Annotated in this window: 19 protein-coding genes; 5 read left to right on the forward strand and 14 right to left on the reverse strand. The window is 55.1% G+C overall.

Features of this window, described 5'->3' with window-relative positions; genetic code table 11:
• The first annotated feature begins 15 nt into the window (after positions 1-15).
• Positions 16-411 carry a P-loop nucleotide/nucleoside kinase family protein gene (locus ABIE64_RS08995; RefSeq protein WP_040061069.1) on the forward strand — a complete coding sequence of 132 codons (396 nt, stop codon included), beginning with the start codon at positions 16-18 and terminating at the stop codon, positions 409-411.
• A 5-nt stretch (positions 412-416) separates the two neighbouring features.
• On the opposite strand, the gene ABIE64_RS09000 is transcribed toward ABIE64_RS08995, so the two are convergent.
• Positions 417-1,220: a DUF4197 domain-containing protein gene (locus ABIE64_RS09000; protein ID WP_354377197.1), complete on the reverse strand. Its 804-nt coding sequence runs from the start codon at positions 1,218-1,220 to the stop codon at positions 417-419.
• 112 nt (positions 1,221-1,332) lie between these two features.
• Complete coding sequence (gene clpB, locus ABIE64_RS09005; protein WP_063092377.1) at positions 1,333-3,924, reverse strand: ATP-dependent chaperone ClpB; 2,592 nt, start codon at positions 3,922-3,924, stop codon at positions 1,333-1,335.
• A gap of 386 nt (positions 3,925-4,310) precedes the next feature.
• Between clpB and ABIE64_RS09010 the strand changes: the two genes are divergently transcribed.
• Positions 4,311-5,075, forward strand: a complete 765-nt coding sequence (locus tag ABIE64_RS09010; protein ID WP_354377198.1) for an MOSC domain-containing protein — start codon at positions 4,311-4,313, stop codon at positions 5,073-5,075.
• 2 nt (positions 5,076-5,077) lie between these two features.
• Here ABIE64_RS09010 and ABIE64_RS09015 read toward each other — a convergent pair whose 3' ends face one another.
• The 11 genes from ABIE64_RS09015 to ABIE64_RS09065 all read right to left on the reverse strand — a co-directional run bounded on the left by ABIE64_RS09015 (position 5,078) and on the right by ABIE64_RS09065 (position 20,089).
• On the reverse strand, positions 5,078-6,661 hold the full coding sequence (locus ABIE64_RS09015) for a type IV secretory system conjugative DNA transfer family protein (protein ID WP_354377199.1): 1,584 nt from the start codon (positions 6,659-6,661) through the stop codon (positions 5,078-5,080).
• Between the two features lie 281 nt (positions 6,662-6,942).
• Positions 6,943-7,776: a DUF4167 domain-containing protein gene (locus ABIE64_RS09020; RefSeq protein WP_354377200.1), complete on the reverse strand. Its 834-nt coding sequence runs from the start codon at positions 7,774-7,776 to the stop codon at positions 6,943-6,945.
• A gap of 290 nt (positions 7,777-8,066) precedes the next feature.
• Complete coding sequence (prmC, locus tag ABIE64_RS09025) at positions 8,067-8,987, reverse strand: peptide chain release factor N(5)-glutamine methyltransferase (protein WP_354377201.1); 921 nt, start codon at positions 8,985-8,987, stop codon at positions 8,067-8,069.
• Positions 8,988-8,991: 4 nt separating this feature from the next.
• On the reverse strand, positions 8,992-10,074 hold the full coding sequence (gene prfA, locus ABIE64_RS09030; RefSeq protein ID WP_007091116.1) for a peptide chain release factor 1: 1,083 nt from the start codon (positions 10,072-10,074) through the stop codon (positions 8,992-8,994).
• Positions 10,071-11,420, reverse strand: coding sequence for a glutamyl-tRNA reductase (gene hemA, locus ABIE64_RS09035; RefSeq protein ID WP_354377202.1), 1,350 nt, complete (start codon positions 11,418-11,420; stop codon positions 10,071-10,073). Before hemA ends, prfA begins: the two co-directional genes overlap by 4 nt.
• A 7-nt stretch (positions 11,421-11,427) precedes the next feature.
• The gene (hisS, locus tag ABIE64_RS09040; RefSeq protein ID WP_114094834.1) at positions 11,428-12,669 is read right to left on the reverse strand and encodes a histidine--tRNA ligase; all 1,242 of its coding nucleotides are present in this window, start codon (positions 12,667-12,669) and stop codon (positions 11,428-11,430) included.
• 127 nt (positions 12,670-12,796) lie between these two features.
• Positions 12,797-13,921, reverse strand: a complete 1,125-nt coding sequence (ispG, locus tag ABIE64_RS09045) for a flavodoxin-dependent (E)-4-hydroxy-3-methylbut-2-enyl-diphosphate synthase (protein WP_007091119.1) — start codon at positions 13,919-13,921, stop codon at positions 12,797-12,799.
• A gap of 181 nt (positions 13,922-14,102) precedes the next feature.
• Entirely contained in the window at positions 14,103-15,230 is a 1,128-nt protein-coding gene (locus ABIE64_RS09050; RefSeq protein WP_354377203.1) for a helix-turn-helix domain-containing protein, read from the reverse strand.
• 167 nt (positions 15,231-15,397) lie between these two features.
• Entirely contained in the window at positions 15,398-17,680 is a 2,283-nt protein-coding gene (gene ptsP / locus ABIE64_RS09055) for a phosphoenolpyruvate--protein phosphotransferase (RefSeq protein ID WP_007091121.1), read from the reverse strand.
• A 5-nt stretch (positions 17,681-17,685) separates the two neighbouring features.
• Complete coding sequence (locus tag ABIE64_RS09060; protein WP_037991039.1) at positions 17,686-18,714, reverse strand: NAD(P)H-dependent flavin oxidoreductase; 1,029 nt, start codon at positions 18,712-18,714, stop codon at positions 17,686-17,688.
• Positions 18,715-18,868: 154 nt separating this feature from the next.
• On the reverse strand, positions 18,869-20,089 hold the full coding sequence (locus ABIE64_RS09065; protein ID WP_007091123.1) for an aspartate kinase: 1,221 nt from the start codon (positions 20,087-20,089) through the stop codon (positions 18,869-18,871).
• A 430-nt stretch (positions 20,090-20,519) separates the two neighbouring features.
• Between ABIE64_RS09065 and ubiG the strand changes: the two genes are divergently transcribed.
• The gene (gene ubiG / locus ABIE64_RS09070; RefSeq protein ID WP_354377204.1) at positions 20,520-21,284 is read left to right on the forward strand and encodes a bifunctional 2-polyprenyl-6-hydroxyphenol methylase/3-demethylubiquinol 3-O-methyltransferase UbiG; all 765 of its coding nucleotides are present in this window, start codon (positions 20,520-20,522) and stop codon (positions 21,282-21,284) included.
• Positions 21,285-21,352: 68 nt separating this feature from the next.
• On the opposite strand, the gene ABIE64_RS09075 is transcribed toward ubiG, so the two are convergent.
• Entirely contained in the window at positions 21,353-21,787 is a 435-nt protein-coding gene (locus tag ABIE64_RS09075; RefSeq protein WP_007091125.1) for a DUF1178 family protein, read from the reverse strand.
• A 121-nt stretch (positions 21,788-21,908) separates the two neighbouring features.
• On the opposite strand from ABIE64_RS09075, the gene ABIE64_RS09080 reads away from it, so the two are divergent.
• Both ABIE64_RS09080 and ABIE64_RS09085 read left to right on the forward strand, forming a co-directional pair.
• Positions 21,909-22,430, forward strand: coding sequence for a class I SAM-dependent methyltransferase (locus ABIE64_RS09080; RefSeq protein ID WP_354377206.1), 522 nt, complete (start codon positions 21,909-21,911; stop codon positions 22,428-22,430).
• A 133-nt stretch (positions 22,431-22,563) separates the two neighbouring features.
• Complete coding sequence (locus tag ABIE64_RS09085) at positions 22,564-24,477, forward strand: PhoX family protein (protein ID WP_354377207.1); 1,914 nt, start codon at positions 22,564-22,566, stop codon at positions 24,475-24,477.
• Positions 24,478-24,640 lie beyond the last annotated feature (163 nt).

Genomic DNA, 24,640 nt, shown 5'->3' on the forward strand with positions numbered 1-24,640 from the left:
TTGGCGGATAAACCGATGTTAACCCTGATCCGGGGCCTTCCCGGATCAGGCAAATCAACCCTTGCCGCCGCGATTTGCCAGATAACCGATGCAGTCCATCTCGAAGCCGATCAGTTCATGATCGACCGCAACGGCAATTACCGGTTTGATAGCCGCAAACTGCGTGACGTTCATGCACGCTGCGAAGCCGAATGCGACGGGCATCTATCAGCCGGGCAAAGCGTTGTTGTTTCCAACACATTTAGTGAAATCTGGGAAATGCAGGCCTATCTCGACATGGCGGAACGCCACCATGCCGCATTGCAGATCATCGAATGCCATGGACGATTTGGCAATATCCATGGCGTCCCCGATGATAAAATCAACGCCATGCGCAAACGCTGGCAACAGCTTCCCGAACGTTATAGCTAAGCCGTTCAGTTCACGGTCGAAAAGACCTTTTTCAACACATCCGTTGTCCAGCGCGCCGGGTCGTTGCGAATATCGGCTTCCTGTTTTGCGATGTAATAAAACAGGCCATCCATCGCCTTGTCGGTGGCATGATCGGAAAGTGACGCCTTGATATCGGGCACCATCGGCAATGTGTCGTACTGCCCCATCATCTGATCATAAAGCTGCAACGCGCCGGTTTCGGCCAATGCTTCGCCAATTACCGGCCGCAATCTGCTTTCGATATCCCCGCCCGATACACGGCGCAGATATTTCGTCGCGGCATCTTCCGGCCCATCAAGAATACCCTTGGCATCTTCAAGCGTCATGCGGCTGACAGCATCGGCGAGAATATCACCGGCATCCCGCATGGTCTGTTCGGCCGCACGGTTCATTCGCAATTCAATTTCCTCGCCATAACTGCCAAGCCCGGCAGCACTTAGCAGGGATTGCGCATGCTTGACGCTATCAGGCAGCGGAATATGCGCCACCGGATCGGCATTGAATCCATCCGTCACGCCAAGATCGGTGGTGACAACCTCAACCCCCTTATCAAGCGCCTGACGCAAGGCATCGGAAACCGTTTCATCGGACAACCCCGCCATCGACGCCGAACTGCTGCCCGATCGGCTGCCAGTCGTGTTCCCTGTCACGCTGCCAAGTGCTTCCTTAGCCTTGTCAAAAAACGATTGCGCAGATGCATCGACCGATAGTCCGGCTATCAGGGCCAGAAACGACGCGGACACAATCAATCGGGTAAAGGTCTTGGGTTTTGGTGGCAGTGATCGCATGGATGTCCCCTTGGATTTGGTATTTTCATCATCCTGCAGGCAGATCATGGCCTTGAAAAGACAAAACCCCGATCCGGGACCGGGGTTTTGCAAGATTTCAAATCTGCGATGATCAGTCGACCAGTTCGACCTTCTTGCCGTTCAGAAGTAACTGACCGCCTTCGGCAGAAACCGGGATGGTATCGCCATCCTTGATCCCACCTTCAAGGATTTGCATCGCAAGCGGGTTTTGCAGATAGCGCTGAACAACCCGTTTAAGCGGACGTGCACCATAAACCGGGTCATACCCCTTATCGGCCAGCCAGCTTTTGGCGAACTCGTCAAGCTGCAGGGTGATTTTGCGATCAAACAGCAGCTTTTCAAGACGACCCAACTGGATATCGACAATCGTATCCATCTGGGCACGTTTCAGGCGATGGAAAAGAAGCACTTCGTCCAACCGGTTCAGGAACTCCGGGCGGAACGACGCCCGCACGACTTCCATCACCTGGCTGCGCAATTCGCTGCTGTCATGGCCTTCTTCCTGATTGGCCAGAATGTCGGCCCCCAGGTTCGACGTCAGGATGATCAACGTATTACGGAAGTCGACCGTGCGTCCCTGCCCGTCGGTCAAACGACCTTCGTCAAGAACCTGCAACAGAACGTTGAACACATCGGGATGGGCTTTTTCAACTTCGTCAAACAGCACCACCTGATAAGGACGCCGCCGCACAGCTTCGGTCAGCGAACCGCCTTCTTCGTACCCGACATAGCCCGGAGGCGCACCGATAAGCCGCGACACCGCATGTTTTTCCATGAATTCCGACATATCAATGCGAACCATGGCCTGTTCATCATCAAACAGGAACTGTGCAAGCGCCTTGGTCAATTCGGTTTTACCAACCCCTGTCGGACCAAGGAACAGGAACGATCCCATCGGCCGGTTCGGGTCCTGCAACCCGGCACGCGCACGGCGCACCGCATTCGAAATCGACCGCACCGCTTCATCCTGACCGACGACGCGTTTGCGCAGGATATCTTCCATCCCAAGCAGCTTTTCACGTTCGCCTTCCAGCATCTTGTCGACCGGGATCCCCGTCCAGCGCGACACCACCGAAGCGATGTGCTTTTCGGTCACTGCTTCTTCTTTCATGCCGTCGGCCTGATCGTCTTCGGCCTTTTCAAGCAACCTTTCCAGTGCCGGAATTTCTTCGTATTGAAGCTGCCCGGCACGGTCCAGACGCCCGTCACGCATCGCACGTTCAAGTTCGCCGCGTGCCTGATCAAGCTGTTCCTTGATATGGGTCGATGCCGCCAGTTCCTTTTTCTGGGCTTCCCATTTCGCGGTCAGCTCCGCCGATTTGCCTTCAAGTTCGGCCAGTTCCTTGTCAAGACGGCCAAGGCGATCTTTCGATGCCCGGTCTTCCTCTTTCTTAAGCGCCTCGCGCTCGATCTTCAGCTGAATGATACGGCGATCAAGCTCGTCAATTTCCTCGGGCTTTGAGTCCAGTTCCATCCGAAGACGCGACGCCGACTCATCCATAAGGTCAATCGCCTTGTCAGGAAGGAAACGGTCCGTGATGTATCGGTTCGACAGGGTTGCCGCCGCCACCAGCGCATTATCGGCAATACGCACCCCGTGATGGAGTTCGTATTTTTCCTTGATGCCACGCAGGATCGAAACCGTGTCGGAAACACTGGGTTCTGAAACAAAGACCGGCTGGAAACGACGGGCAAGAGCCGCGTCCTTTTCAATATGCTGCCGGTATTCGTCCAGGGTCGTTGCCCCGACACAGTGAAGCTCACCGCGCGCCAGTGCCGGTTTCAAAAGGTTGGAGGCATCCATCGATCCCTCTGCCTTTCCGGCTCCGACCAGCGTGTGTAATTCATCGATGAACAGAACAATCTGCCCTGCTTCGGCCTCGATCTCGGACATAACCGCTTTCAGGCGTTCTTCAAACTCGCCGCGGAACTTGGCACCGGCAATCAGCGCACCAAGATCAAGCGACAGAAGCTTTTTGTCCTTAAGCGTTTCAGGCACGTCACCCTTGACGATGCGCAACGCCAAACCCTCGGCAATGGCGGTTTTACCCACGCCGGGCTCGCCGATCAGAACCGGGTTGTTTTTTGTCCGGCGCGACAGCACCTGAATCGCGCGCCGAATTTCTTCATCACGGCCAATCACCGGATCAAGTTTGCCTTCTCGTGCCGCCGCGGTCAGATCACGCGCGTATTTCTTAAGCGCGTCATACTGGCTTTCCGCACCGGAACTATCGGCCGTGCGGCCTTTGCGGATATCGTTAATCGCCCCGTTAAGAGCCTGTGCGGTCAATCCTGCATCGGCCAGAACCTTGCCCGCAACCGATTTCGGATCAAGTGCAATGGTCAGCAACAACCGTTCAGCGGTGACATAGCTGTCACCGGCTTTCTTGGCGACTTCCTGTGCCTGATCAATCAACCGGGCAAAGTCGGACGACAGATAAATCTGGCCATTGCCGCCCGATACCTTGGGCAGTTTTGCCAATTCCTGCGCACAGCGATCCTGTGCCGTTTTCGGCTTTCCGCCCGCCGCCTTGATAAGATTGGCTGCCAGACCTTCTTCGTCGTCAAGCAGCACTTTCAGAAGATGGATCGGCACAAATTGCTGATGGTTTTCACGCAGCGCCAATGATTGCGCGGCCTGAAGAAAACCTTTGGACCGGTCCGTAAACTTTTCGAATTCCATGCCTGTCACTCCTTGAGCCAACAGTATCGTAACATGCAGACCTTCTTTGAAGCATCCGCGACCTTAAGTGGTTTTATCCACAATGGAAATTATCACCCTTTCCATTGCCAACGTCTTTGATATGTCTCAGTTTCAGGGCTTTGCAAGACGATACCCCTACAAAAGTTGCAAGAATTAATTGTGCATCGCAAAACCGTTTTCTGGCATCATTCAAGATTGCGACGAAAAGCACTGTCATTCCCGGCAAATCCGTTGCGCAAGACCGCACAGGAAGTCTTGCCCTTGGGAATGCAAGGCATTAACGTCGCCCTTCATATTTTTACGGCTTGCAACCCGGCCCGCCCCGTTTGCCGATATGCATATTGTGCCACACAGGATCGAATGCCATGACTGTCCAGCTTAAAGCCATCAAACGTCACCCCGTCAAAGGGCTCAGCGGCATTGAAATGCCTGCCGCCGACATCACTGCACACAAGATGCTGCAAGATGATCGTCGCTTCATCATCGCCACCCAATCATCGGTTGGTCAGGACGGTGTGCATGAATGGGCGCGCAAAAGCAATTTCCTGCAACTGGTTAACACGCCCAAGCTAGCCGAACTTGGCATCGAATATGACGATGCAACCACGACGTTGGCAATCCTTCGCAATGGTCGTGTGATCTGCAAAGGCAATCTTGAAGACAAGATGGGCCGCACCGTGGTCGAGGATTTCCTCTCGGCATTCCTGAAAAACGAGATCGCCGGAACGCCCAGAATTTATTCTGTCCCCGATGTCAGCTTCGGCGACATGAAGGAACCCTATATCTCGATCATCAATCTGGCATCGGTGCGCGATTTCGGCGACCGTGTCGCCCAGACAGAAATCGATCCGATGCGCTTCCGCGGTAATCTGCTGATTGACGGGCTTGAACCATGGGCGGAACTGAAATGGGAAGAAGGCCAGATCATTCAGATTAATGGCGTAGATTTCCGCGTTATCCACCCGATCACGCGCTGCAAAGCAACCAGCGTCAACCCCGGCACGGCAGAGTCCGACATCAATGTGCCCCTGCTGCTGCGTAAAGGTATGAACCACCTTTATATGGGGGTTTATGTCGAAGCACTCGGTTCCGGTGCCATCCATCCGGAGGATGTAGTCACCGTTGCATAACGCTAGCTGAATGTCGGGGCATGTACGGCCATGCCCTGAAACATCTCGTCATGGTACCAGTCGATCCGGTATGCCCGGATCGGCGGGATTCCTTTGCGAAACAGGATCTGTTCTTCGACCGGGAAGCGCGCAACTTCGGTTGATCGCAGGATTGGCTGATTGTCCTGGGGTCGCAGATGCACCGGGCGATCACCGCTTACACCACCCCCGGTATCGTCAAATTTCGACATCGCAGTCAGTCCGGCAACCCAATCCAGGTTGAAAGCCCCGTCCTGGCTCAGCACCGAAATCGCATCCGCCTTCCCTACAACATTTTCCCAATTCAGGCAAACATCCATCAGGCCGCTAACACCGGAAAAACCGGGCCAGATGATCATGCCATCGCCAAGTCCGCCACCCAAAAGACGTTCAAACAACGGCATCCGGCCAACGGCCTCGATACCGTCCAGCAACACCAGAAATTCTGCATCCCCGCTTTTCCAGTCCCGGCGGGCAATCAGCTGCATCATCGCACCAATCATCACCCGGCTGAATGCGGTTTGGGTGGCCGGTGTGTCACCTCCCATTTGACCGACAATGAAAATGGATACCGGTCGCCCCGTCAGATCATCCATACCAAATGTGCTATTGCTGACGACACGTGCAATCGCCGGATTGTCAAAATCAGCCGTTGCCATCCGGCACGCCTCGATAATCGACATCCGCTGATCTTCGGTCATATCAAGGATCGTCAGGGCGATATCAGAAATCCTGCCATCTGCGGATTCAATCCCCATCAGATCCTCAAGTATTTTATAGAAACGGTGCGATGGCATGACCAGGTTGCGGCGAACTTCGGCAAGGCTTCTGCTTTCTTTCAGGCTGGTTTGCATTGTGTAAACAATGAACCCCTGCAAAAGGGTGCGTGCCACACGTGTTTCCTGCTCGTCCAGTTCCTGTACAAATGCCGGTGCCAACAATGTATCGGCAATCAAACCGGCATCGGCAATTAATCCTTCGCCCTGCTGGCGTATAAAATCGCATGGATTGAACTGATCGGTTTCTGCGCCGGCCTGACCATGCGGATCAATCACGATGATCCGCTGCCCAAGTTTTTTGCGGCGCTCATGCACCGCACGATAGATGCTGCCATAACGTTCATAAACAAACAGCGCACCAGTATGGAGCAAGGCGTTTGGCTCCGCCGAAGCGCGATAATATTCTTCCGGCTTGCTGGCAAATGTTATCACTCGGCGCAATCCCGATGCCCCGATCAGGCGCTTTTCAGCCCCCCAGCGTCCCAGAACGATTGACGGCTTGGGATCAAGAAGCTTTCGCGCTTCCAGGTCTTCGGCCTTGGCCCATTGGCCCTCGGCTTTCAACTTGGCCGCTACCATTGGTGATACAGATTGTTTTTTCTTCGACGGGGATGATTGCGCACGATTAAGCACGATCACAACCAGCGGCAGAAACATCGGAATGATAAAACAAACCGCCCCTAACAAAGCCAGCTCATAATCACCGTTAAAAACGCCAAGCGCGACAACCATAGCGCCAAGCGCCCACAGCAGTACCATGATGACGCGGAACAAGCCTGCCCCCATCATTCAACCCCCAAGAATGTTTACCTGTCTTTTAGCGAAGAGACCCCAATGCATTAAAATGCCTTTCGATCCTCCAGCAGGTCATACTTCCATCAAGTGATAGCAGTTAAAATCTGCAGTTGCATCATATTAACTATTTATGGATGCGGGGTTTCACATCAAGAAGTCCAATTGACAGCACCGTAAATAAAGCTGTGGCAACGTGGCACTTCGAGGGCCCGGAAACAACAAACCCCGCGGGATTTCTCCGGCGGGGTCTGTTGTAATCGTGACAAGCCAAATGATCAGGCGGAAACCGGTTCCGCTGATTTGTCTTCGCTTGTACCTTCATCGCCATCTTCGCGACCGGCAGCACGGCTGCGGCCACGACGCGCTGTCGGATGACGGCCACGTGTGCGGCTTGTTCCGGCAGCAGCTTTGCGCGGTTTCTTTTCTTCGCCGTCCGCCGACGTATCGGTATCAGCATCGGCATTGTCAGCTGGGCCAATATCCAAAGATGGCTGATCGCTGTCTTCGGATGCGGCTTTTGGCGGGCGACCACGCGGCGCAGCACGGCGTGCACGCGGTGCACGTTTTACCGGTGCAGCATCACCATCGTTGTTGTCCGTGGAAGAAGCAGCAGAAGAAGCTGCAACATCATTGCTATCGGCCGAATTGGTGCCGGTATCATTGGACGTATTATCTGCCGACGCCGCAACATCATCCTGATTGACAGAATTGTCGCTGCTGTCGTCCCCATTCTGGTTCTCGCTGCGCTCGTCACGGTTCGGGCGGTTGTTGCCCCGATCGTTACGGTCATTGCGATCATTTCGCTGCGGACGCGGGCTGTTATTGTCGCCACGCTCTTCACGACGCTGGTTTTCCCAGTCAATCGCGGCTTGCAGAATACGATGATAGTGTTCCGCATGCTGGTAATAGTTTTCAGCAAGGACCGGATCGTCAGTACAATCCTTCGCCAGCGAAACGTATTTTTCGTAAACCTGCTGGGCGTTTCCACGAACGCGCCCGTCCGGACCGTTACTGTCAAAAGTCTGAAATTTCGGATTTACAGGACGTTTATTCGGCTGCTGCCGACCGCGCGGACGCTTATTATTGTTGTTGTTGTTGTTATTTCTCATATCAACATGTCTTTGGTGTTGAAGGACAAATCCGGATTCATAAAGGAATCCCGGAACCACTCCGTCTGAAAAACATATTTCCCGCTAAACAGCACCGATTGAACGGCACTACGACAAACCCGCCGAAAACCTTAAAGGGAACGGAGATTCATTACTGTTTACAGGGGAACACGGCGCTTTCATAGCGCGTCGGGCACCCGGCCCGTAAAAACAACCTATATGGCTTGACGCCTTATTCCAACTGTTTTTTTCAATGCCCGTATTTTTTTTGCAATGACGTGGCAGATCGGTCAGATCACACAGCGCCCGACAGAACAGCGGGTCTTTTTGGCTGCAACGCAGCGCACGATGCCACCCAGATCCTCCCGATATTCCACGCCGACAAATCCGGCCTCGACCAAAAGGCGGGCAACGTCTTCTTCCTGTCCCTGCCCGATTTCAAAAATCACGAATCCGGCCGGTTTGACGAGTGAAAATGCAACCTGTGACAGAATGCGATACGCACTAAGCCCGTCACCTTCATCGGTCAGCGCCAGACGCGGATCATATTCGCTTACTTCAGGCGATAATATTTCCATATCTGCCCGTGTGATATAGGGCGGATTGGACACCACCAGATCAAAACCTTCCTGGCGTTCCTCGTCCGTAATCGCACTGTCCCAGTCCGACACACGAAACTCAACCTGATCGCCAAGATCAAGGCGGTCGGCATTTTCGCGTGCGCAGGCAACTGCCCCCGCACTGATATCAACGCCAAGCCCACGGGCATTTTGCAGATCGCCGACGATGGATAACAACAGGCATCCCGTGCCGGTTCCGAAATCAATAACCGTCGGCACGTCGCGGTCTTCAAGCCAGTCCAAAGCCAGTTCGACAAGCGTCTCGCTATCGGGGCGTGGATCAAGGGTTTCGGGGGACAGCTTGAAACTGTGACGCCAGAAATCCCGTTGCCCCAAAATGCGTGATACCGGTTCGCGCTTCAAACGGCGTGCGATCATGTCCCGGAATTTTGCTGCACGGTCATTGGCAACCACATCCTCGGGCCATGCCGCAATCCGGCTACCATCAACTTCTGCTGCATCGGATAATAGAATACGGGCATCCATTCGGGCATTTTCGATACCAGCATCACGCAATGCGCCAACCGCCTCGGCCATCAGCGCGCCAAGGGTTACCAAGTTGTCGGTCGTGGTGGCATGGTCTGCCGTCATGGGATCAATTCTCGATCTCGGCCAGTTTCTGGGCCTGATCTTCCGCAATCAGGGCATCAATCATTTCATCAACCGACGGTCCACCTGTAATGAAATCATCCAGTCGATAAAGGGTCAGGTTGATACGATGATCCGATACACGCCCCTGCGGGAAGTTATAGGTGCGGATGCGTTCAGAACGATCCCCGGAACCGACCTGCGATTTGCGGTCGGCTGCGCGCGCACTGTCCTTGCTTTCACGCTCCTGATCATACAGGCGCGAAAGCAGCATCTTCATCGCCTTTTCCTTGTTCTTGTGCTGCGACTTTGCTTCCTGACTGGCGGCGACCACACCGGTCGGGATATGGGTGATACGCACCGCACTGTCCGTGGTGTTAACGTGCTGGCCACCCGCCCCTTGCGAACGATAGGTATCGATACGCAAATCTTTTGGATCGATATGGATGTCGACCTCCTCGGCTTCGGGCAGAACGGCAACGGTTGCCGCCGAGGTATGAATACGCCCGCCACCTTCGGTCACGGGCACACGCTGCACCCGATGCACGCCACTTTCAAATTTCAGGCGCGCAAACACGCCCGAACCCGATACGTTGACGATGACTTCCTTGTATCCGCCAAGATCGTTTTCATTGGCGTCCATCTGCTCGAACTTCCAGCCGCGGTTTTCCGCGTAACGCTGATACATGCGATACAGATCGGCGGCAAACAGGGCAGCTTCCTCGCCACCGGTGCCGGCGCGAATTTCAAGGATGGCGTTCTTTTCATCCGCATCATCCTTGGGCAGAAGCATCAGCTTCACGTCATGCTCGGCCTTCGGCAGCGCGTCGAGGATTTCATATTTCTCGGCTTCGGCCATTTCGCGCATATCGCGATCAGAACCCGCATCGTCAAGAATTTCCTGCGCACCTTCCAGATCAACGCGAAGCTTTTTGACCTTTTCGACCGCTTCGACAATCGGCGACAGCTCTGCATATTCGCGCGACAGTTTGGCAAACGAGTCACCATCCACCGCTCCACCTGACAGCAGGGATTTGAGCTCGTCGAACCGGCGTACAACGCCATCAAGTTTACCGGGGTCCAGACTCACTCTTTTTCCTCCTTCGGGGGTTCATCATTCTGTTCGGCTTTGGTGCTATTCTGTTCGGACTGCAACGCGAACAAGCGCGTCAAAAGCTTTTGCGCCTTCATCCATTCGACCGTTCCCGCACCATCCGTGGTTGCCGCAAGGTCTTTAAGCGCTTGGGTCGGTGCATGCAACAACCTATTGATCAAAAGCCGGGTTGCCTTTTCAGCATCACCGTGGCTCTCGCGCAGCGCATCATCACGCACCGTTTCGAAATGCGTTCTTAAATCCGCCATCGCCGGGATCGCGGCACGCTCGGCCCGGACACGGACGAAATGTTCAACCTCTTCCTCGATCAGCGCCCAGGCTTCGTCGGCCTTTTCTTCACGACCGCCTCGTCCTTCGGCGGCAATTTTTTCAAGATCATCCAGCCGGTAAAAGAACACTTCGTCGATTTCGTCAACCTGCGGGTCGATATCACCGGGAACGGCGGTATCGATCATCAGAACCGGCCGATATCGTCTGCGTTTGATTGCGGCAAGGGCACGCGTTTTGTCAATAATATAGCGGCGCGATCCACCCGCGGTCAGAACCATGTCCGCCTCGGCCAACAAGCGATCCAGATCATCAAGTTCCGACCAGTGGCAATCAAGACGGCGCGCCACAAGACGCGCCCGTGCCGCCAGTCTATCGGTCACCAAAACCCGACCCATACCGCGTTCGGCAAGGGATGCGGCAATCAGTTCGCCCATGTCCCCCGCACCCGCCAAAAGCAATGTGCAGTTGGCAATATCACCATGCAGGTCACGCGCAACAGACTGTGCCGCCGCGGCAATCGAAACCGCCCCCTGCCCGATCCCCGTCCGGCTGCGCACCTTTTTGGAAATGGCATAGGCTGTCTGATAAACCAGTTCCAGTTCGCGTCCGACAAGCTGATGCTGCCGTGCGATCCGGTGGGCATCCTTGACCTGTCCGAAGACTTCCGGTTCGCCAATCACCAGACTGTCTAGCGACGCGGCAACCGCAAACACATGGCGCAACGCATCGCGCCCGGAACGGATATAAAGCTCGCTTGCCAGCTTGTCGCGATCAATATCCGCCCAAAGCGCCAAAAGATCGATCAACCGTTCCCGGCCGCGTTCGGCTTCGGACGCAAGCAAATGGATTTCAGTGCGGTTGCAGGTCGAAACCACGATCGCCTGACCCAAACGGGCCTGCAAAATCGCCGACAGGAACTGCGGCAGGCGGGCTTCGTCGATGAACAGACGGTCACGCGTATCCTCGCTGGAGCGCCGATGATTGGTCCCGATCACCATCAGGCGATCCAGTGGCCAGTCTCCGGCTTCTTCACGCGCGAATGCGTCTGTCACCCTGCACTTACCTTTTGCCGATTACGCCTGCAAGCTGATCAAGTGCGATTTCCTGCTGTTCGCCACTGTCAAGGTCGCGCAACTGTGCAATCCCCTTGGCCAGTTCGTCATCGCCAAGAATAACCGCAAGATGCGCATTGGCCTTGTCCGCACGCTTCATGCGCTTTTTCATGTTACCGGCATAGCCAAGCTCGACCGCGATCCCCGCCTCACGCAAAGTCTGCGCCAGCGTGCGGCATCGCGCCTCTGCAGCATCCCCCATCGGGATCAGCGCAACCGGGCGTGGTGCTGCCGGGGCTTCACCGACCATCAATGCCAGACGTTCAACACCTGCAGCCCAGCCAACGCCAGCCGTCTGCGGGCCACCCATGGTCGAAATCAGGCCATCGTAACGGCCACCGGCCATCACGGTTCCCTGTGCACCAAGGGTGTTGGTCGTGAACTCGAAACAGGTATGACAATAGTAATCCAGACCACGCACCAGACGCGGGTTCAACTCATACCCGATCCCGATATCACCAAGTCCACCAGTCAGCGACTTGAAGAATTCCTGACTGTGTTCATTCAGATATTCGGCAAATAGCGGTGCATTGGCCACAAGTTCCCGGTCGCCTTCATCCTTGGAGTCAAGGATACGCAGCGGGTTCTTTTCAAGACGCGCCCGGCTATCTTCCGACAGCCTGTCGAAATGTCCCTTGAAATAATCGACCAGGACATCGCGGTACGCAGCCCGGCTTTCGGGATCGCCAAGGGTATTGAGCTCAAGCGTTATGCTTTCCCAAAGACCAAGGCTTTTAAGGATATGCGCCCCATAGGCGATCATTTCGATATCGCCCGCGACCTGCTCGACGCCCAGAAGCTCCGCACCGATCTGGTGGAACTGACGCTGGCGGCCTTTCTGCGGGCGTTCATACCGAAACATCGGACCGTAATAGGAAACCTTGACCGGCGACATCTGCTGCATGCCATTCGAGATATAGGCACGTGCAATCCCGGCCGTGCCTTCGGGGCGTAGCGTTATCTGTTCGCCGCCGCGATCTTCAAAAGTATACATTTCCTTGGTTACCACATCAGATGTGTCGCCAAGGGTCCGGGCAAAGACCTCTGTAAACTCAAAGATTGGCGTAGTCATGCGGTGGTAACCATACAACTCGCCAATGTCGCGCGCGACCTGCGCGATATGATCCTGCAGACGGTTCTGTTCAGGCAGAAGGTCATGCGTGCCACGGACGGGTTGAAGCGATGCCACTTTGGGGTCTCCGATCTAACTTGAATTCCAGATATTTGCGCCAAAATGATCGGCCCAAATTCATATGAACATGAAAATAGCTTTCCACCCGGACGGCGGAAAGCCAAAATTCGTCAATTCTGCTACGCTATTCTGCCGCGGCCAGCTTTGCCGCTTCTTCGGCTTCGATCTTGGCGGCGCGTTCTTCGACCAGTTCGACGATATGGTCGACCATTTTTTCGGTGCTGATATTGTGATCCGGGCGACCGGAAATATACATCTTGTGGTTTCCACCACCGCCACCGGTAAGCCCGATATCGGTTTCACGCGCCTCGCCTGGGCCATTGACGATACAGCCAATGATCGACAACGAAATCGGCGTCGAAATGTGCGCCAGCCGTTTTTCAAGCTCCGCCACGGTATCGACAACGTTAAAGCCCTGACGTGCACAGGACGGGCAGGAAATGATCTGCACACCGCGGGTCCGAAGGCCCAGAGATTTCAGAATGTCATAACCAACGTGGATTTCCTCGACCGGGTCTGCCGAAAGCGACACACGCAACGTATCGCCGATACCGGCCCACAGAAGGTTGCCCATGCCAATCGCCGATTTAACAGTACCACCGCGAAGGCCACCAGCCTCGGTAATCCCCAGATGCAACGGATAATCGCATGCCTCAGCCAAGCCGTAATAGGCGGCAACCGCAAGGAATACATCCGATGCCTTGACCGAAATCTTGAACTCGTAGAAATCCTGATCTTCAAGGATTTTGGCGTGGTTCAACGCACTTTCGACCATCGCCTCCGGGCAGGGCTCGCCATAACGTTCCAGCAATTCCTTTTCAAGCGACCCGGCATTGACCCCGATACGCATCGAACAGCCGTGATCCTTTGCTGCTTTCACGACTTCGCGTACACGGTCGGTCGATCCGATATTGCCTGGATTGATCCGCAGGCACGCTGCACCGGCTTCGGCGGCTTCGATGGCACGTTTGTAATGGAAATGGATATCGGCGACAATCGGGACATGCACCTGCTTGATGATGTCCTTAAGCGCCGCGGTCGACTCCCGATCCGGGCAGGAAACGCGAACAATATCGGCACCTGCTTCTTCAAGGCGCAGGATCTGATCCACGGTCGCAGCAACATCGGTGGTCAGGGTATTGGTCATCGACTGCACCGAAATCGGCGCGTCTCCACCAACTTCCACATTACCAACGCGGATCTTGCGGCTTTTGCGGCGTTCAATATCTCGATAAGGGCGGACGCTCATTTCCGGTTCCAAGCAAATCTGTGTCTCTAGGCCGACTATATAGCTTATCAAGTGCCAATTAGAAACCGTTGCCTTACGGTTTTTCCGTCAGATTTTGCAAAGCTGTCATAAAAAAAGCGGCCTGATATGGCCGCTTTCTTCAAAATCTTTGGTGCCCTCATGATAACGAGAGAGCCCGGCACTACTGTGCCGGTGCCGCACCGGCCCCTTCAAGGGCCTCAACATCAAGAGAGAAGTCCGAAATCACCGCACCATATTCACCGACCGGCAAGGCTTCCTTGCCATCAATGCTGTAGGTAAGTGCCCCGGCATTACCGACTTCAAGCATCAGCCCGTTTTTATTGGGCACGCGATAGGTATCGCCTGCACTCAGCATCCGGGTCAGCAGGATGTTGCCATCGCCTTCGCGAATGCGAACCCAACTGGTTTCGACCGCCTCAATGGTAACACGGCTGTCAAGATTGACCGCACCAAACACACGCCCGCCACCAACTTCGTCAACAGCCGGTGCCGCCGGAACAGAAGCCGTTTCCGCCGCTGGTGCAACTGGTGCCGATGACGGCGACTGTGCGGTTGATTGTTCCGGTGCTTGCGCTGCCGGGGCAGGTGCTTCGGCAACTTCGTTCTGTGCCGCAGGTGTTTCTGCCGGTACCGTATCAGCCACTTGCGGGGCTTCTGCGGTTTCCGCCTCCGGTTCCTGTTCTGTCACGACAGATGCAGGTGCATTTGAATCATCCGCTGGCGCTTCCGCCGTTTCGGCAGGTTGCTCTGCCGATGCGGATGGCTCGACTTCTGCCGCACGGGCATCCGCCGCATTTTCAAGATTGCGTTCCGGAACGGCCTGCTCACCACCCGACGTATAACTTGCAAGACGCTCAGGCAGCGGATCAACGAGATCAGCAATCGTTTTGCCCTGGCTCGACAAGTAATACCAGCCACCATAGGCACCGATACCAAGCAATGCCGCAATCAGAAGAACCGCTCCACCGGGAACGCGGCTTTCCTGAACAGGTTTTGGGAAACTAAGCTCGCTTCGGGCTGCGGGCGCATTGCTTTCCACGCGGAAACGCCGCACGATTTCTGCCCCGTCAAGTCCGAGATGTTCGGCATAGGCTTTAACAAAGCCCAAACCATACGGGCCACCGGGCAACACCGAATAATCGCTGTTCTCGATCGCCTCGATATAAATCTTGCGGATACGCAATAACTGACAAACGTCTTCCACGCTCTGACCAAGGCTGTTCCTGGTATGGCGCAAAAGGCGTCCTACCTCGGTCTGGTCAGCGGAATTACCGGTATCTGCTTCCATCTTAATGTCATTTGACGGCCCATTTCCAGGCAAAGGCCTGAAACGCAAGCGCCCCCCGGATTGCTCGTCCAAATGATCTTCCTTTCGCTTTCCGATCGCCAACTCCGCACCCCCACGTTACGATCTAGCAATAAAAATAGCAGAATCCCCACCAAAAGCGATTGTTTTTAAAGTTTTACACCGTGATCTATTGCGAAAGCCTTAAGACGCGATCGCAATGACTTGGTCGAACTTCCCATCACCGACAGGACATATCCCTCAACGCTTCTCACATTCAGGCTCCGGACCATTTCCTTAACAGGACCGATAGAAGCCGGTGCCATGGACAAGCGGCGAATACCCAATCCGATCAGGGCCATCGCTTCAAGTGGTCGCCCGGCCATCTCGCCGCAGATGGTCAGACGCACATTCCGTTCGTCACACAATGTGACAAGCTGCCGCATAAATGCAAACACACTTGGCGAAAGTGTATCATATCGCCCTTCCAACCGCGGGTTTCCACGATCAGCAGCGAACATGAACTGCAGCAGGTCGTTGGTTCCAACCGACAAAAAGTCGACACGCTCCAGAAGCGCCGGTGCCTGCCATATCAGCGCCGGAACCTCCAGCATCGCGCCAACCTCGACCCGGTTCGGTACATAGCCGCGTTCTGCTTCGCGTTTCAACTGCTGATCCAGAAGCGCCCTTGCCTGGTCGAACTCTGCGACTTCGGCAATCATCGGGAACATGACATACAGGTCTCGCTCATGGGCGGCCCGGATCAACGCGCGCAACTGATGAACAAGCACTGCAGGCCGATCCAGCGTAATGCGGATCGAGCGCCAGCCCATCGCCGGGTTCTCTTCTGTCATATCCTCCCAATAGGGCAACAATTTGTCACCCCCGACATCAAGCGTCCGAAACACGACCGGACGACCTTCCGCCTGTTCAAATATCCGGGTGTACAGCCGGGTCTGATCGCCAATATCTGGCATGGCCGATCTGACCATAAATGGAATTTCCGTCCGATAAAGCCCGATCCCGTCCGCGCCGCTTTCAATCACATGGGGTACATCGATCAAAAGCCCCGCATTGACGTTCAGCGAAATATCAATCTCGTCACATGTCCGGGACGGCATATCGCGCATCTGCGCATAAAGCGCCTTGCGCTCGGCCCGCGCACGAAGCGCACCGTCAATAACCGAACGGACATCTTCACTCGGCCGGACGAACAATTGTGCATTGTCGGCATCGACAATCAGCGGATCACCGGTTTCGACCTTGTCGAGAACCCCTTTAACCCCGCCCAGCACCGGAATATCCAGCGCACGCGCAACAATTGCCACATGTGACGTATGCGACCCTTCTTCAAGAGCAAGGCCGCGCAGGCGGGTATGATCATAATCCAGAAGTTCCGCCGGACCGATATTTCTCGCCACCAGAATGATATCGTCGGGCAACTCGCCAAAGGCCGGGGACTGATACTGCCCCGAAAGATGCTGCAGCAGACGGTTCGCCAGATCTTCAAGATCATGCAAACGTTCGCGCAGATACGGATCACTGACCTGGGCCATGCGCGCACGGGTATCATCATGAACCTTCTGAACCGCGGCTTCCGCCGTAAGGCCGGTATGGACCGCCTCGGTAATGCGGTTAAGCCACCCGGTATCCTGCGCAATCATTTTATAGGCTTCAAGGATATCGCCCGGATCATCATCGCCGCCACTGCTATCCATTCCCGCAACAGCTTCAAGCATTTTGTCGAGATGGTCCTGAAGCCCGCGCATGGCGTCGCGAAGCCGGGTCAGTTCCTCGTCCGGATCATCGGATACCATCCGGTCGATGACAATACGCGGCTCATGAAGAACCGCAACGCCCTTGCCAATCCCCGGTGCCAGACGCGCCCCACCAAGCCGCAAGGGCAAAAGCGCAATCCCGTCGGTCGGAATCAGTTCATCGCGGCTGACCAGTTCGCCACCGGCGACCATTTCGGCCAGCACCATGGCAACGTTTTCAAGCGCTTCCTGCTCGTCCTCTGAATAAAGACGTTCGGTCCGGTTCTGCACGGCAAGGACGCCAATGATACGGCCCCCACGCAGGATCGGCACACCGATCATGGAATGATAGATTTCCTCGCCGGTTTCCGGACGGTAAGCAAAGTTCGGATGGCCTTGCGCATCTTTAAGGTTAAGGGGCCGCGCATGGGCCGCCACATAACCGACAATCCCCTCGCCCACCCGAAGGCGGGTCATATGAACTGCCGCCGGTGCCAGACCGCAGGTCGCGAAAAGTTCCAGCACCTCGCCCGCGCGCATCACATAGACCGAACATACCTCCGCCACCATATCGGCGGCGATGATGGTCACGATCTGCCCAAGGCGCTCTTCTGCCGTCCCCGGACCAGCCATGACGTCGCGAACGCGCTTTAACAGGCGTCGCGGACCAGTGACTGCGGCGGACGGCATGCTCATCGGGTTTAACTGTCTCTTCTAACGAGGGACTGAACGGCCTGTTCGACCAGTTCTTCCAGAATTTCGGATACCGGTTGTTCTTTCTTTACCATACCAACCGACTGCCCTGCCATAACCGATCCGCCATCGACATCACCATCGATAACAGCCCGGCGAAGCGCACCGGCCCAGAAATGTTCGATCTCAAGCTGGGCTTCACCCTGATCAACCTCACCGGCGCGGAATTTGGCAATTACCTTGCGCTGGGTTTCAAGGAATTCATCGGTTCCCTTATTGGCAAGGGCGCGTACCGGAATAACCGGGAAACGTTCATCAAGCTGAACCGTGGTGACCGCATCGCGTGCGCTGGCACGAATGAAGGCCTTTTTGAAATCGGGATGCGCAATACATTCGGTTGCGCATACCAGTCGCGTACCGATCTGAACACCGGCCGCCCCCTGTTCAAGCAATCCGGTAATGGCTTCGCCGCGCGCGATACCACCGGCACAGAATACCGGAACATCGCGCATTTCCGGCAGGATTTCCTGCGCCAGAACCGTCAGGGAAACCGGGCCGATATGACCACCAGCTTCGCTGCCTTCGATCACCAGCGCATCCGCACCCGAGCGCACCAGTTTTTTGGCCAAAACCAGTGCCGGGGCAAAACAGATGACCTTGGCAAATTCCTTGGCTTTCTTGATCGCTGCCGATGACGGCAGACCACCGGCCAGAACGACATGACCGACTTCATGCTCACGGCAAACCTCGATCAGGTCATCAAGCATCGGGTGCATGGTGATCAGATTGACGCCAAACGGCTTTTTGGTCAGGGCCTTGGTCCCGGCGATTTCAGCCGACAGCAATTCCGGGGTCATCGACCCGCACGCAATCACACCAAAGCCACCGGCATTTGAAACCGCCGCCACAAGGTGACGTTCGGAAACCCAGGACATTGCACCCGCCATGATGGCGTAATCCGTTCCCAGAAATTCCTTGCCCGCCGCCCACAATTTTTCAAGGCGGGCGCGTGCGACATCGAATTTCGGATCTCTCATATCATTCTGTACCCCAAAGCAGAAATGCAGGAAACCAAGGGTTCCCTGCCATTTCATCATAAAGGCCGAAACCGATAGTTCCAGCTAGTATGTAATAATTGACGCAATTTAACAGTGACTTAATCACAGGCCATGCAAGTCACATTATATTAAATTACTCGGCATCAAGGCCATAAGCGGTATGAAGCGCGCGAACTGCCAGTTCGGTATATTCTTCGGCAATCAGAACGCTTACCTTGATTTCCGAGGTCGAAATGACCTGGATATTGATGCCTTTTTCCGCAAGCGTTTCGAACATCTTGCGCGCAACGCCAACGTGCGAACGCATGCCCACACCAATGATCGACACCTTGGTCACATCTGATGTGCTCAGCAATTCCTTATAGCCGATCTTGGCCGAATTGCCCTCAATCACCGACAGCGCACGTTTAAATTCGCCGCGCGGCACGGTAAAGGTCATGTCGGTGCTTTTACCGTCTTCTGAAACGTTCTGCACGATCATGTCGACATTGATATTGGCCTCGGCCAGCGGGCCGAAGATAGAAGCAGCGATTCCCGGTTTGTCGGCGACTTTCACCAAGGTGATCTTGGCTTCGTCACGGCTATAGGCAATCCCGCTGACGACTTCCTGTTCCACGATTTCGTCCTCGTCTACAACAAGTGTTCCTTCCGCATCACTAAAGGAGGAGCGGACCTGTACCCGGACGCGATGGTTCATGGCCATCTCGACAGAACGGGTCTGAAGGACCTTCGCACCAAGCGATGCCAGTTCCAGCATTTCTTCGTAGGTAATCTTTTCGATCTTGCGCGCCTTGGGCACGATGCGCGGATCGGTCGTGTAAACCCCGTCAACATCGGTATAGATATCGCAACGATCAGCCTTCAGAGCCGCGGCAAGCGCCACCGCAGAAGTATCCGAACCGCCACGGCCCAGCGTGGTAATGCGGTTGTCAGGTGCGATCCCCTGGAAACCGGCAACACAGACAACCTCGCCGCTATTCATGCGCTTGTCGAGTTCGGTTGTATCGATTTCCTTGATACGTGCCTTGGCATGCGCGCCATCGGTCTTTATCGGAATCTGCCAGCCAAGCCATGAACGTGCTGGTACGTCAATGCTTTGCAGCGCCATGGCGATCAGGCCAACTGTCACCTGCTCGCCCGATGATACGATCACGTCATATTCACGCGCGTCATACATCGGTGAAATTTCATCAGCCCAGCCAACCAGTTCGTTGGTCTTGCCCGACATTGCCGAAACAACAACCGCTACCTGGTTCCCGGCATCGACCTCGGATTTGACCCGACGGGCGACGTTCTTGATCTTTTCGACATCGGCGACCGATGTGCCGCCGAATTTCATGACAATACGGGCCATGAAGTATCCCCGCTAAGCTTGCCATCCATCGGTGCTCCGAAGAAGACGGCATGTGATCCGGCCCTCGATCGATTGGCGCAGGCCATCAATGCGGCGCGCCGCCTGATCCGGGCGGCGTTATCAATACTGCCATACTCTTTTGGAAACAAGCATCAACGCAGGGGAAAATTGCATCGATTCATTTTTTATTCGGGTTTGATGCGCCAGATGCCTCCCCAAGGGCGCAAACTGCGAAATATCCTGCGAATTCTTACCTGAAAACCCTGACAACACATGCGATTGGCGCAAGGCACGTTTCGATTTCCCTCATGCTGGCAAAGCCCTCATTCGCCCGGCGTCAGGACCTTGATGCCCGGCAAACTATTGCCTTGCCGGGCGCGCCCGCGTAAACAGGGCAAAGAAAATCAACGTCACGCCATCGGAGCCGTCCATGTCGCACGCATCCGCCAATAACAGCCGCACCGCCAATGCCGAGGAAATCGCACGCTTTTCCGCAATGGCCGAAAAATGGTGGGACCCGAACGGCGCGATGAAGCCCCTGCACAAGTTCAATCCGATCCGCTTGCAGCTTCTGCGCGATAATATCGCTGCCCATCTCGGACGTGATGCCAACCAGCTTGACGTCCTGAAAGATGTCGAAATCATCGATATCGGTTGCGGTGCCGGTCTTCTGTCCGAACCGCTGGCACGCATGGGCGCAAAAATGACGTCAATCGACGCTGCCGAAAACAATATCGAAGTCGCAAAAGTCCACGCTGCGCAATCGGGCCTTGCCATTGATTATCGCAATTGCACCCCGGAAATGCTGGTCGACGAGGGCAAGCAGTTCGATATCGTTCTGAATATGGAAGTCATCGAACATGTCGATGACCCGCAATTCTTCATGCAGGCCTGTGCGGCGTTACTCAAACCCGGCGGGTTGATGTTTGTTGCCACCCTGAACCGGACGATCAAATCGCTGGCACTGGCAAAATTCGGCGCTGAATACATCCTGCGCTGGTTGCCTGCTGGCACCCATGACTGGCGCAAATTCGTCAAACCATCAGAAATGTCGGGCTTGCTGCGGGGTGCCGGTCTTGATCTCGTGGATATCACCGGTGTGACCTACAACCCGATCACGGATAAATGGTCGATTGCCCCTCGCGATCTTGACATCAATTATATGGTGATCGCGCAAAAACCCGCCAAAGCCTGATCCTATAGCTGACAACGTATTTTAGGACGGCACATCAGGCATGAAGGGAGCAAAGCGGGATCGAGCCCCTAATTCTTCTTGCTCTCATCAAGCCATGGCAACGCCTGAACATCAATGCCTTCATCGATCAGTTCGGCGGTTTCTTTAAGTGATGCCTCGCCATAAATGCCGCGCTTTTCGGTTTCGCCGTAATGGATTTTGCGGGCTTCCTCGGCAAATTTGTTACCGACATGCTCGCAATTCTGTTCGACCTGCTTGCGGATTTCGGCGATTGCCGCACGGGTTGCCTCGGCAAAGGCGACCTGGCGGGTCTTTTCGGCGGCTTCCTCTTTTTGGCGCGACGTCCGAAGACGCGGTGCCATCAACGCCTTTCCGACATTGGCCGTTCCACAAAACGGGCATGACAATTCACCGCTGGCAGCCTGGGTGTCATAAGTGGCACCGTCTTTGAACCAGCCTTCAAATTCGTGATCATGTTCGCATTTAAGCTGAAAGAGGATCATGGTGTTGTTTTGTTCAAGCAAACCGTAACAATTGCAAGGTGTTTTGATATCAATGATATAGCGACACCCTGCCCGAAACGCCATTTTCAGGCGGCTCCTTCAATAACCAAGATTTATGAAAATGTCATCATTAATGCCATCGGACTGGGTTACCCGTCATTCCCCACCCTGCCCCACGACCGGTGGAACGGCCCTTGATCTTGCCTGTGGCAAGGGTCGTCACAGTTTCTGGCTGGCGGATCAGGGATGGCAGGTCACAGCCCTTGATCGCGATCTGTCGGATACGGGAACCGGTGAAAACACAGGAATTGAGTGGATCGAAGCAAATCTTGAATCTGGTCCCTGGCCGCTTGGGGACCGGCAGTTTGATCTGGTGGTGGTCGTCAATTACCTGCACCGACCGCTATTTGAAAATCTTCGCGATGCGATCAAATCCGGTGGCACTTTGCTTTATGAAACCTTCATGATCGGTAACGAAGCATTCGGCCGCCCGCGATCACCAGAATTCCTTCTGCACCCTGGCGAACTGCAAAACGCCTTTTCCGGCTGGAAAATCAACGCATTCGAGCAGGGCCCTCAATACAAACCAGCCACAGCCGTTCCCTTCGCTGTGAAACAATTCCTGTCGGCCTGCAAACCATAGGCAAAGCAGACCGCAACAATTCCGTAACACACTGGAATAAAAATAAAAATAAACACAAGTGTCATAATTAAAACAGCTGGTTTCTGGCATCTTCCTCGGCGCTAGTTTTAGCATTTGGCAGAGAGAGAAAACCATGACAGAACACTTTGAAATCGTCGAGGATCGCGATGACATTCCGTCGAACCCGACAAACAATCCGCGTGTAGCCGACCTGATCAATGCCCGCCTTTCTCGCCGTGGCTTTTTCAAGGGGCTGATGGCAACCTCGGCCGTCGCTGGCGCCGGTATCGCGACCTCCGGCATGGCCCGTGCGCAGGACGCATCGACCCTGACCTTCAAATCGATCCCGCAGAAAATCACCGAAACTCATGCGGTAGCCGACGGTTACGATGCCGACGTCCTGATTCGCTGGGGCGACAAGGTTGCTGCCGATGCACCGGCCTTCGTTCCGGGTGCTGTTGACGCAACCGCCCAGAATAAACAGTTCGGCTATAACTGTGACTATGTTGGCTATATGCCGCTGCCGGTCGGCTCGGACAATTCCGAACACGGCCTTCTGTGCGTCAGCCATGAATACACCAATGCGGAAATGATGTGGCCGGGACTCAAGGATGCCATGGGCGCATCACAAGAACAGGCCCTTCACGAAATTGCCGCCCACGGCCATTCCATCGTCGAAATCAAAAAGACCAATGGCAAATGGCAGGTCATCGACGGGTCAAATTATGCGCGCCGCATTTCGGCCCTTGATACCGACATGGTCATCACCGGCCCGGCAGCAGGCCATGACCGCCTGAAAACCAGTTCTGACCCGACCGGCACGCGCGTCATCGGCACGCTGAACAACTGTGCAGGCGGCAAAACCCCTTGGGGCACCATCCTGATCGCCGAAGAAAACTTCAACGGCTATTTCGGGGGCGACATCGCCAAAACCAGCGAAGAACGCAACTACAAGCGCCTCGGCATCGAGCCGGACAGCTGGTATTCATGGGTCAAATATTTCGACCGTTTCAATGTCGAAAAAGAACCGAACGAACCGAACAAGTTCGGCTGGATGGTCGAAATCGATCCCTACGATCCGACATCAATGCCCAAAAAACGCACCGCCCTTGGCCGCTTCAAACACGAAGGCGCAACCGTTATCGTCAACAAGGATAACTCGGTTGTTGCCTATTCCGGCGACGATCAGCGTTTCGACTATCTTTATAAATTCGTCGCGTCGAAAAAATACAATCCGAACGACCGCGCAGCTAACATGGACATCCTCGAAGACGGCACGCTTTATGTCGCCAAATTCAATGAGGACGGCACAGTAAACTGGATGCCGTTGGTCCATGGTGATGGCCCGCTGACCGCCGAAAACGATTTCCATAGCAAGGCCGACGTTCTGATTGAAACCCGTCGCGCCGCCGACCTTTTGGGTGCGACCCAGATGGACCGCCCCGAAGACGTCGAACCGAACCCGGTCAACGGCAAGGTTTACGTCATGCTGACCAACAACTCGAAGCGCAAGGAACCGAACATCGTCAACCCGCGCGCCTCGAACATCCATGGCCATGTTCTTGAGCTCACCCCTCCGGGCGGCATGGGTAAGGATGCCGATCACACCGCAGATACCTTCAAGTGGGACATCTTCCTGCTTGGTGGTAACCCGGCGAATGCCGATGACCGTGCAGTTTACCATCCAGGGGCTGAAAGCTGGGTATCCTGCCCGGATAACCTTGCGATTGACCATAAAGGCCGCCTGTGGATTTCGACCGATGGTGCGCCGAACTCGGATATTCCAGATGGCATGCATGCCGCAGACGTTGAAGGTGCCGGTCGTGCACTGACCAAATTCTTCTTTGCCTGCCCGGAAGGTGCCGAAATGTGCGGCCCGGAATTCACCCCGGATGGAACAACCCTGTTTGTCGCGGTTCAGCACCCGGCAGATGGTTCGACCTATGACGCACCCAGCACCCGCTGGCCGGACTTCAAGGACGGCGTTCCGGCGCGTCCGTCGGTGGTTGCGATCACCAAGCAGGGCGGCGGCGAAATCGCAAGCTAAGGCCACGAAACACACCTGATGGACCACACGCTGGTCCTGAAGAAAATGGCGGCGGGCAAGGATGTATTTCCGGTCCGCCGTCCTTGTTTTACCTGCTATGTCGGTTCATTCGCACATCGGAATATTGGTCAAATTGTTCAAGGCTTTAGTTTGGAATAAATCC

Origin of the sequence: Thalassospira sp. MBR-102, from assembly GCF_040549275.1 — a bacterium.
Classification (GTDB): domain Bacteria; phylum Pseudomonadota; class Alphaproteobacteria; order Rhodospirillales; family Thalassospiraceae; genus Thalassospira; species Thalassospira xiamenensis.

Excerpts from the sequence above, each read along its gene's own strand:
- ABIE64_RS08995 (WP_040061069.1), top strand. The coding sequence starts at position 16 with ATGTTAACCCTGATCCGGGGCCTTCCCGGATCAGGCAAATCAACCCTT.
- ABIE64_RS09000 (WP_354377197.1), bottom strand. The coding sequence starts at position 1,220 with ATGCGATCACTGCCACCAAAACCCAAGACCTTTACCCGATTGATTGTG.
- clpB (WP_063092377.1), bottom strand. The coding sequence starts at position 3,924 with ATGGAATTCGAAAAGTTTACGGACCGGTCCAAAGGTTTTCTTCAGGCC.
- ABIE64_RS09010 (WP_354377198.1), top strand. The coding sequence starts at position 4,311 with ATGACTGTCCAGCTTAAAGCCATCAAACGTCACCCCGTCAAAGGGCTC.
- ABIE64_RS09015 (WP_354377199.1), bottom strand. The coding sequence starts at position 6,661 with ATGATGGGGGCAGGCTTGTTCCGCGTCATCATGGTACTGCTGTGGGCG.
- ABIE64_RS09020 (WP_354377200.1), bottom strand. The coding sequence starts at position 7,776 with ATGAGAAATAACAACAACAACAACAATAATAAGCGTCCGCGCGGTCGG.
- prmC (WP_354377201.1), bottom strand. The coding sequence starts at position 8,987 with ATGACGGCAGACCATGCCACCACGACCGACAACTTGGTAACCCTTGGC.
- ispG (WP_007091119.1), bottom strand. The coding sequence starts at position 13,921 with ATGAGCGTCCGCCCTTATCGAGATATTGAACGCCGCAAAAGCCGCAAG.
- ABIE64_RS09050 (WP_354377203.1), bottom strand. The coding sequence starts at position 15,230 with ATGGAAGCAGATACCGGTAATTCCGCTGACCAGACCGAGGTAGGACGC.
- ptsP (WP_007091121.1), bottom strand. The coding sequence starts at position 17,680 with ATGAGCATGCCGTCCGCCGCAGTCACTGGTCCGCGACGCCTGTTAAAG.
- ABIE64_RS09060 (WP_037991039.1), bottom strand. The coding sequence starts at position 18,714 with ATGAGAGATCCGAAATTCGATGTCGCACGCGCCCGCCTTGAAAAATTG.
- ABIE64_RS09065 (WP_007091123.1), bottom strand. The coding sequence starts at position 20,089 with ATGGCCCGTATTGTCATGAAATTCGGCGGCACATCGGTCGCCGATGTC.
- ubiG (WP_354377204.1), top strand. The coding sequence starts at position 20,520 with ATGTCGCACGCATCCGCCAATAACAGCCGCACCGCCAATGCCGAGGAA.
- ABIE64_RS09075 (WP_007091125.1), bottom strand. The coding sequence starts at position 21,787 with ATGATCCTCTTTCAGCTTAAATGCGAACATGATCACGAATTTGAAGGC.
- ABIE64_RS09080 (WP_354377206.1), top strand. The coding sequence starts at position 21,909 with ATGTCATCATTAATGCCATCGGACTGGGTTACCCGTCATTCCCCACCC.
- ABIE64_RS09085 (WP_354377207.1), top strand. The coding sequence starts at position 22,564 with ATGACAGAACACTTTGAAATCGTCGAGGATCGCGATGACATTCCGTCG.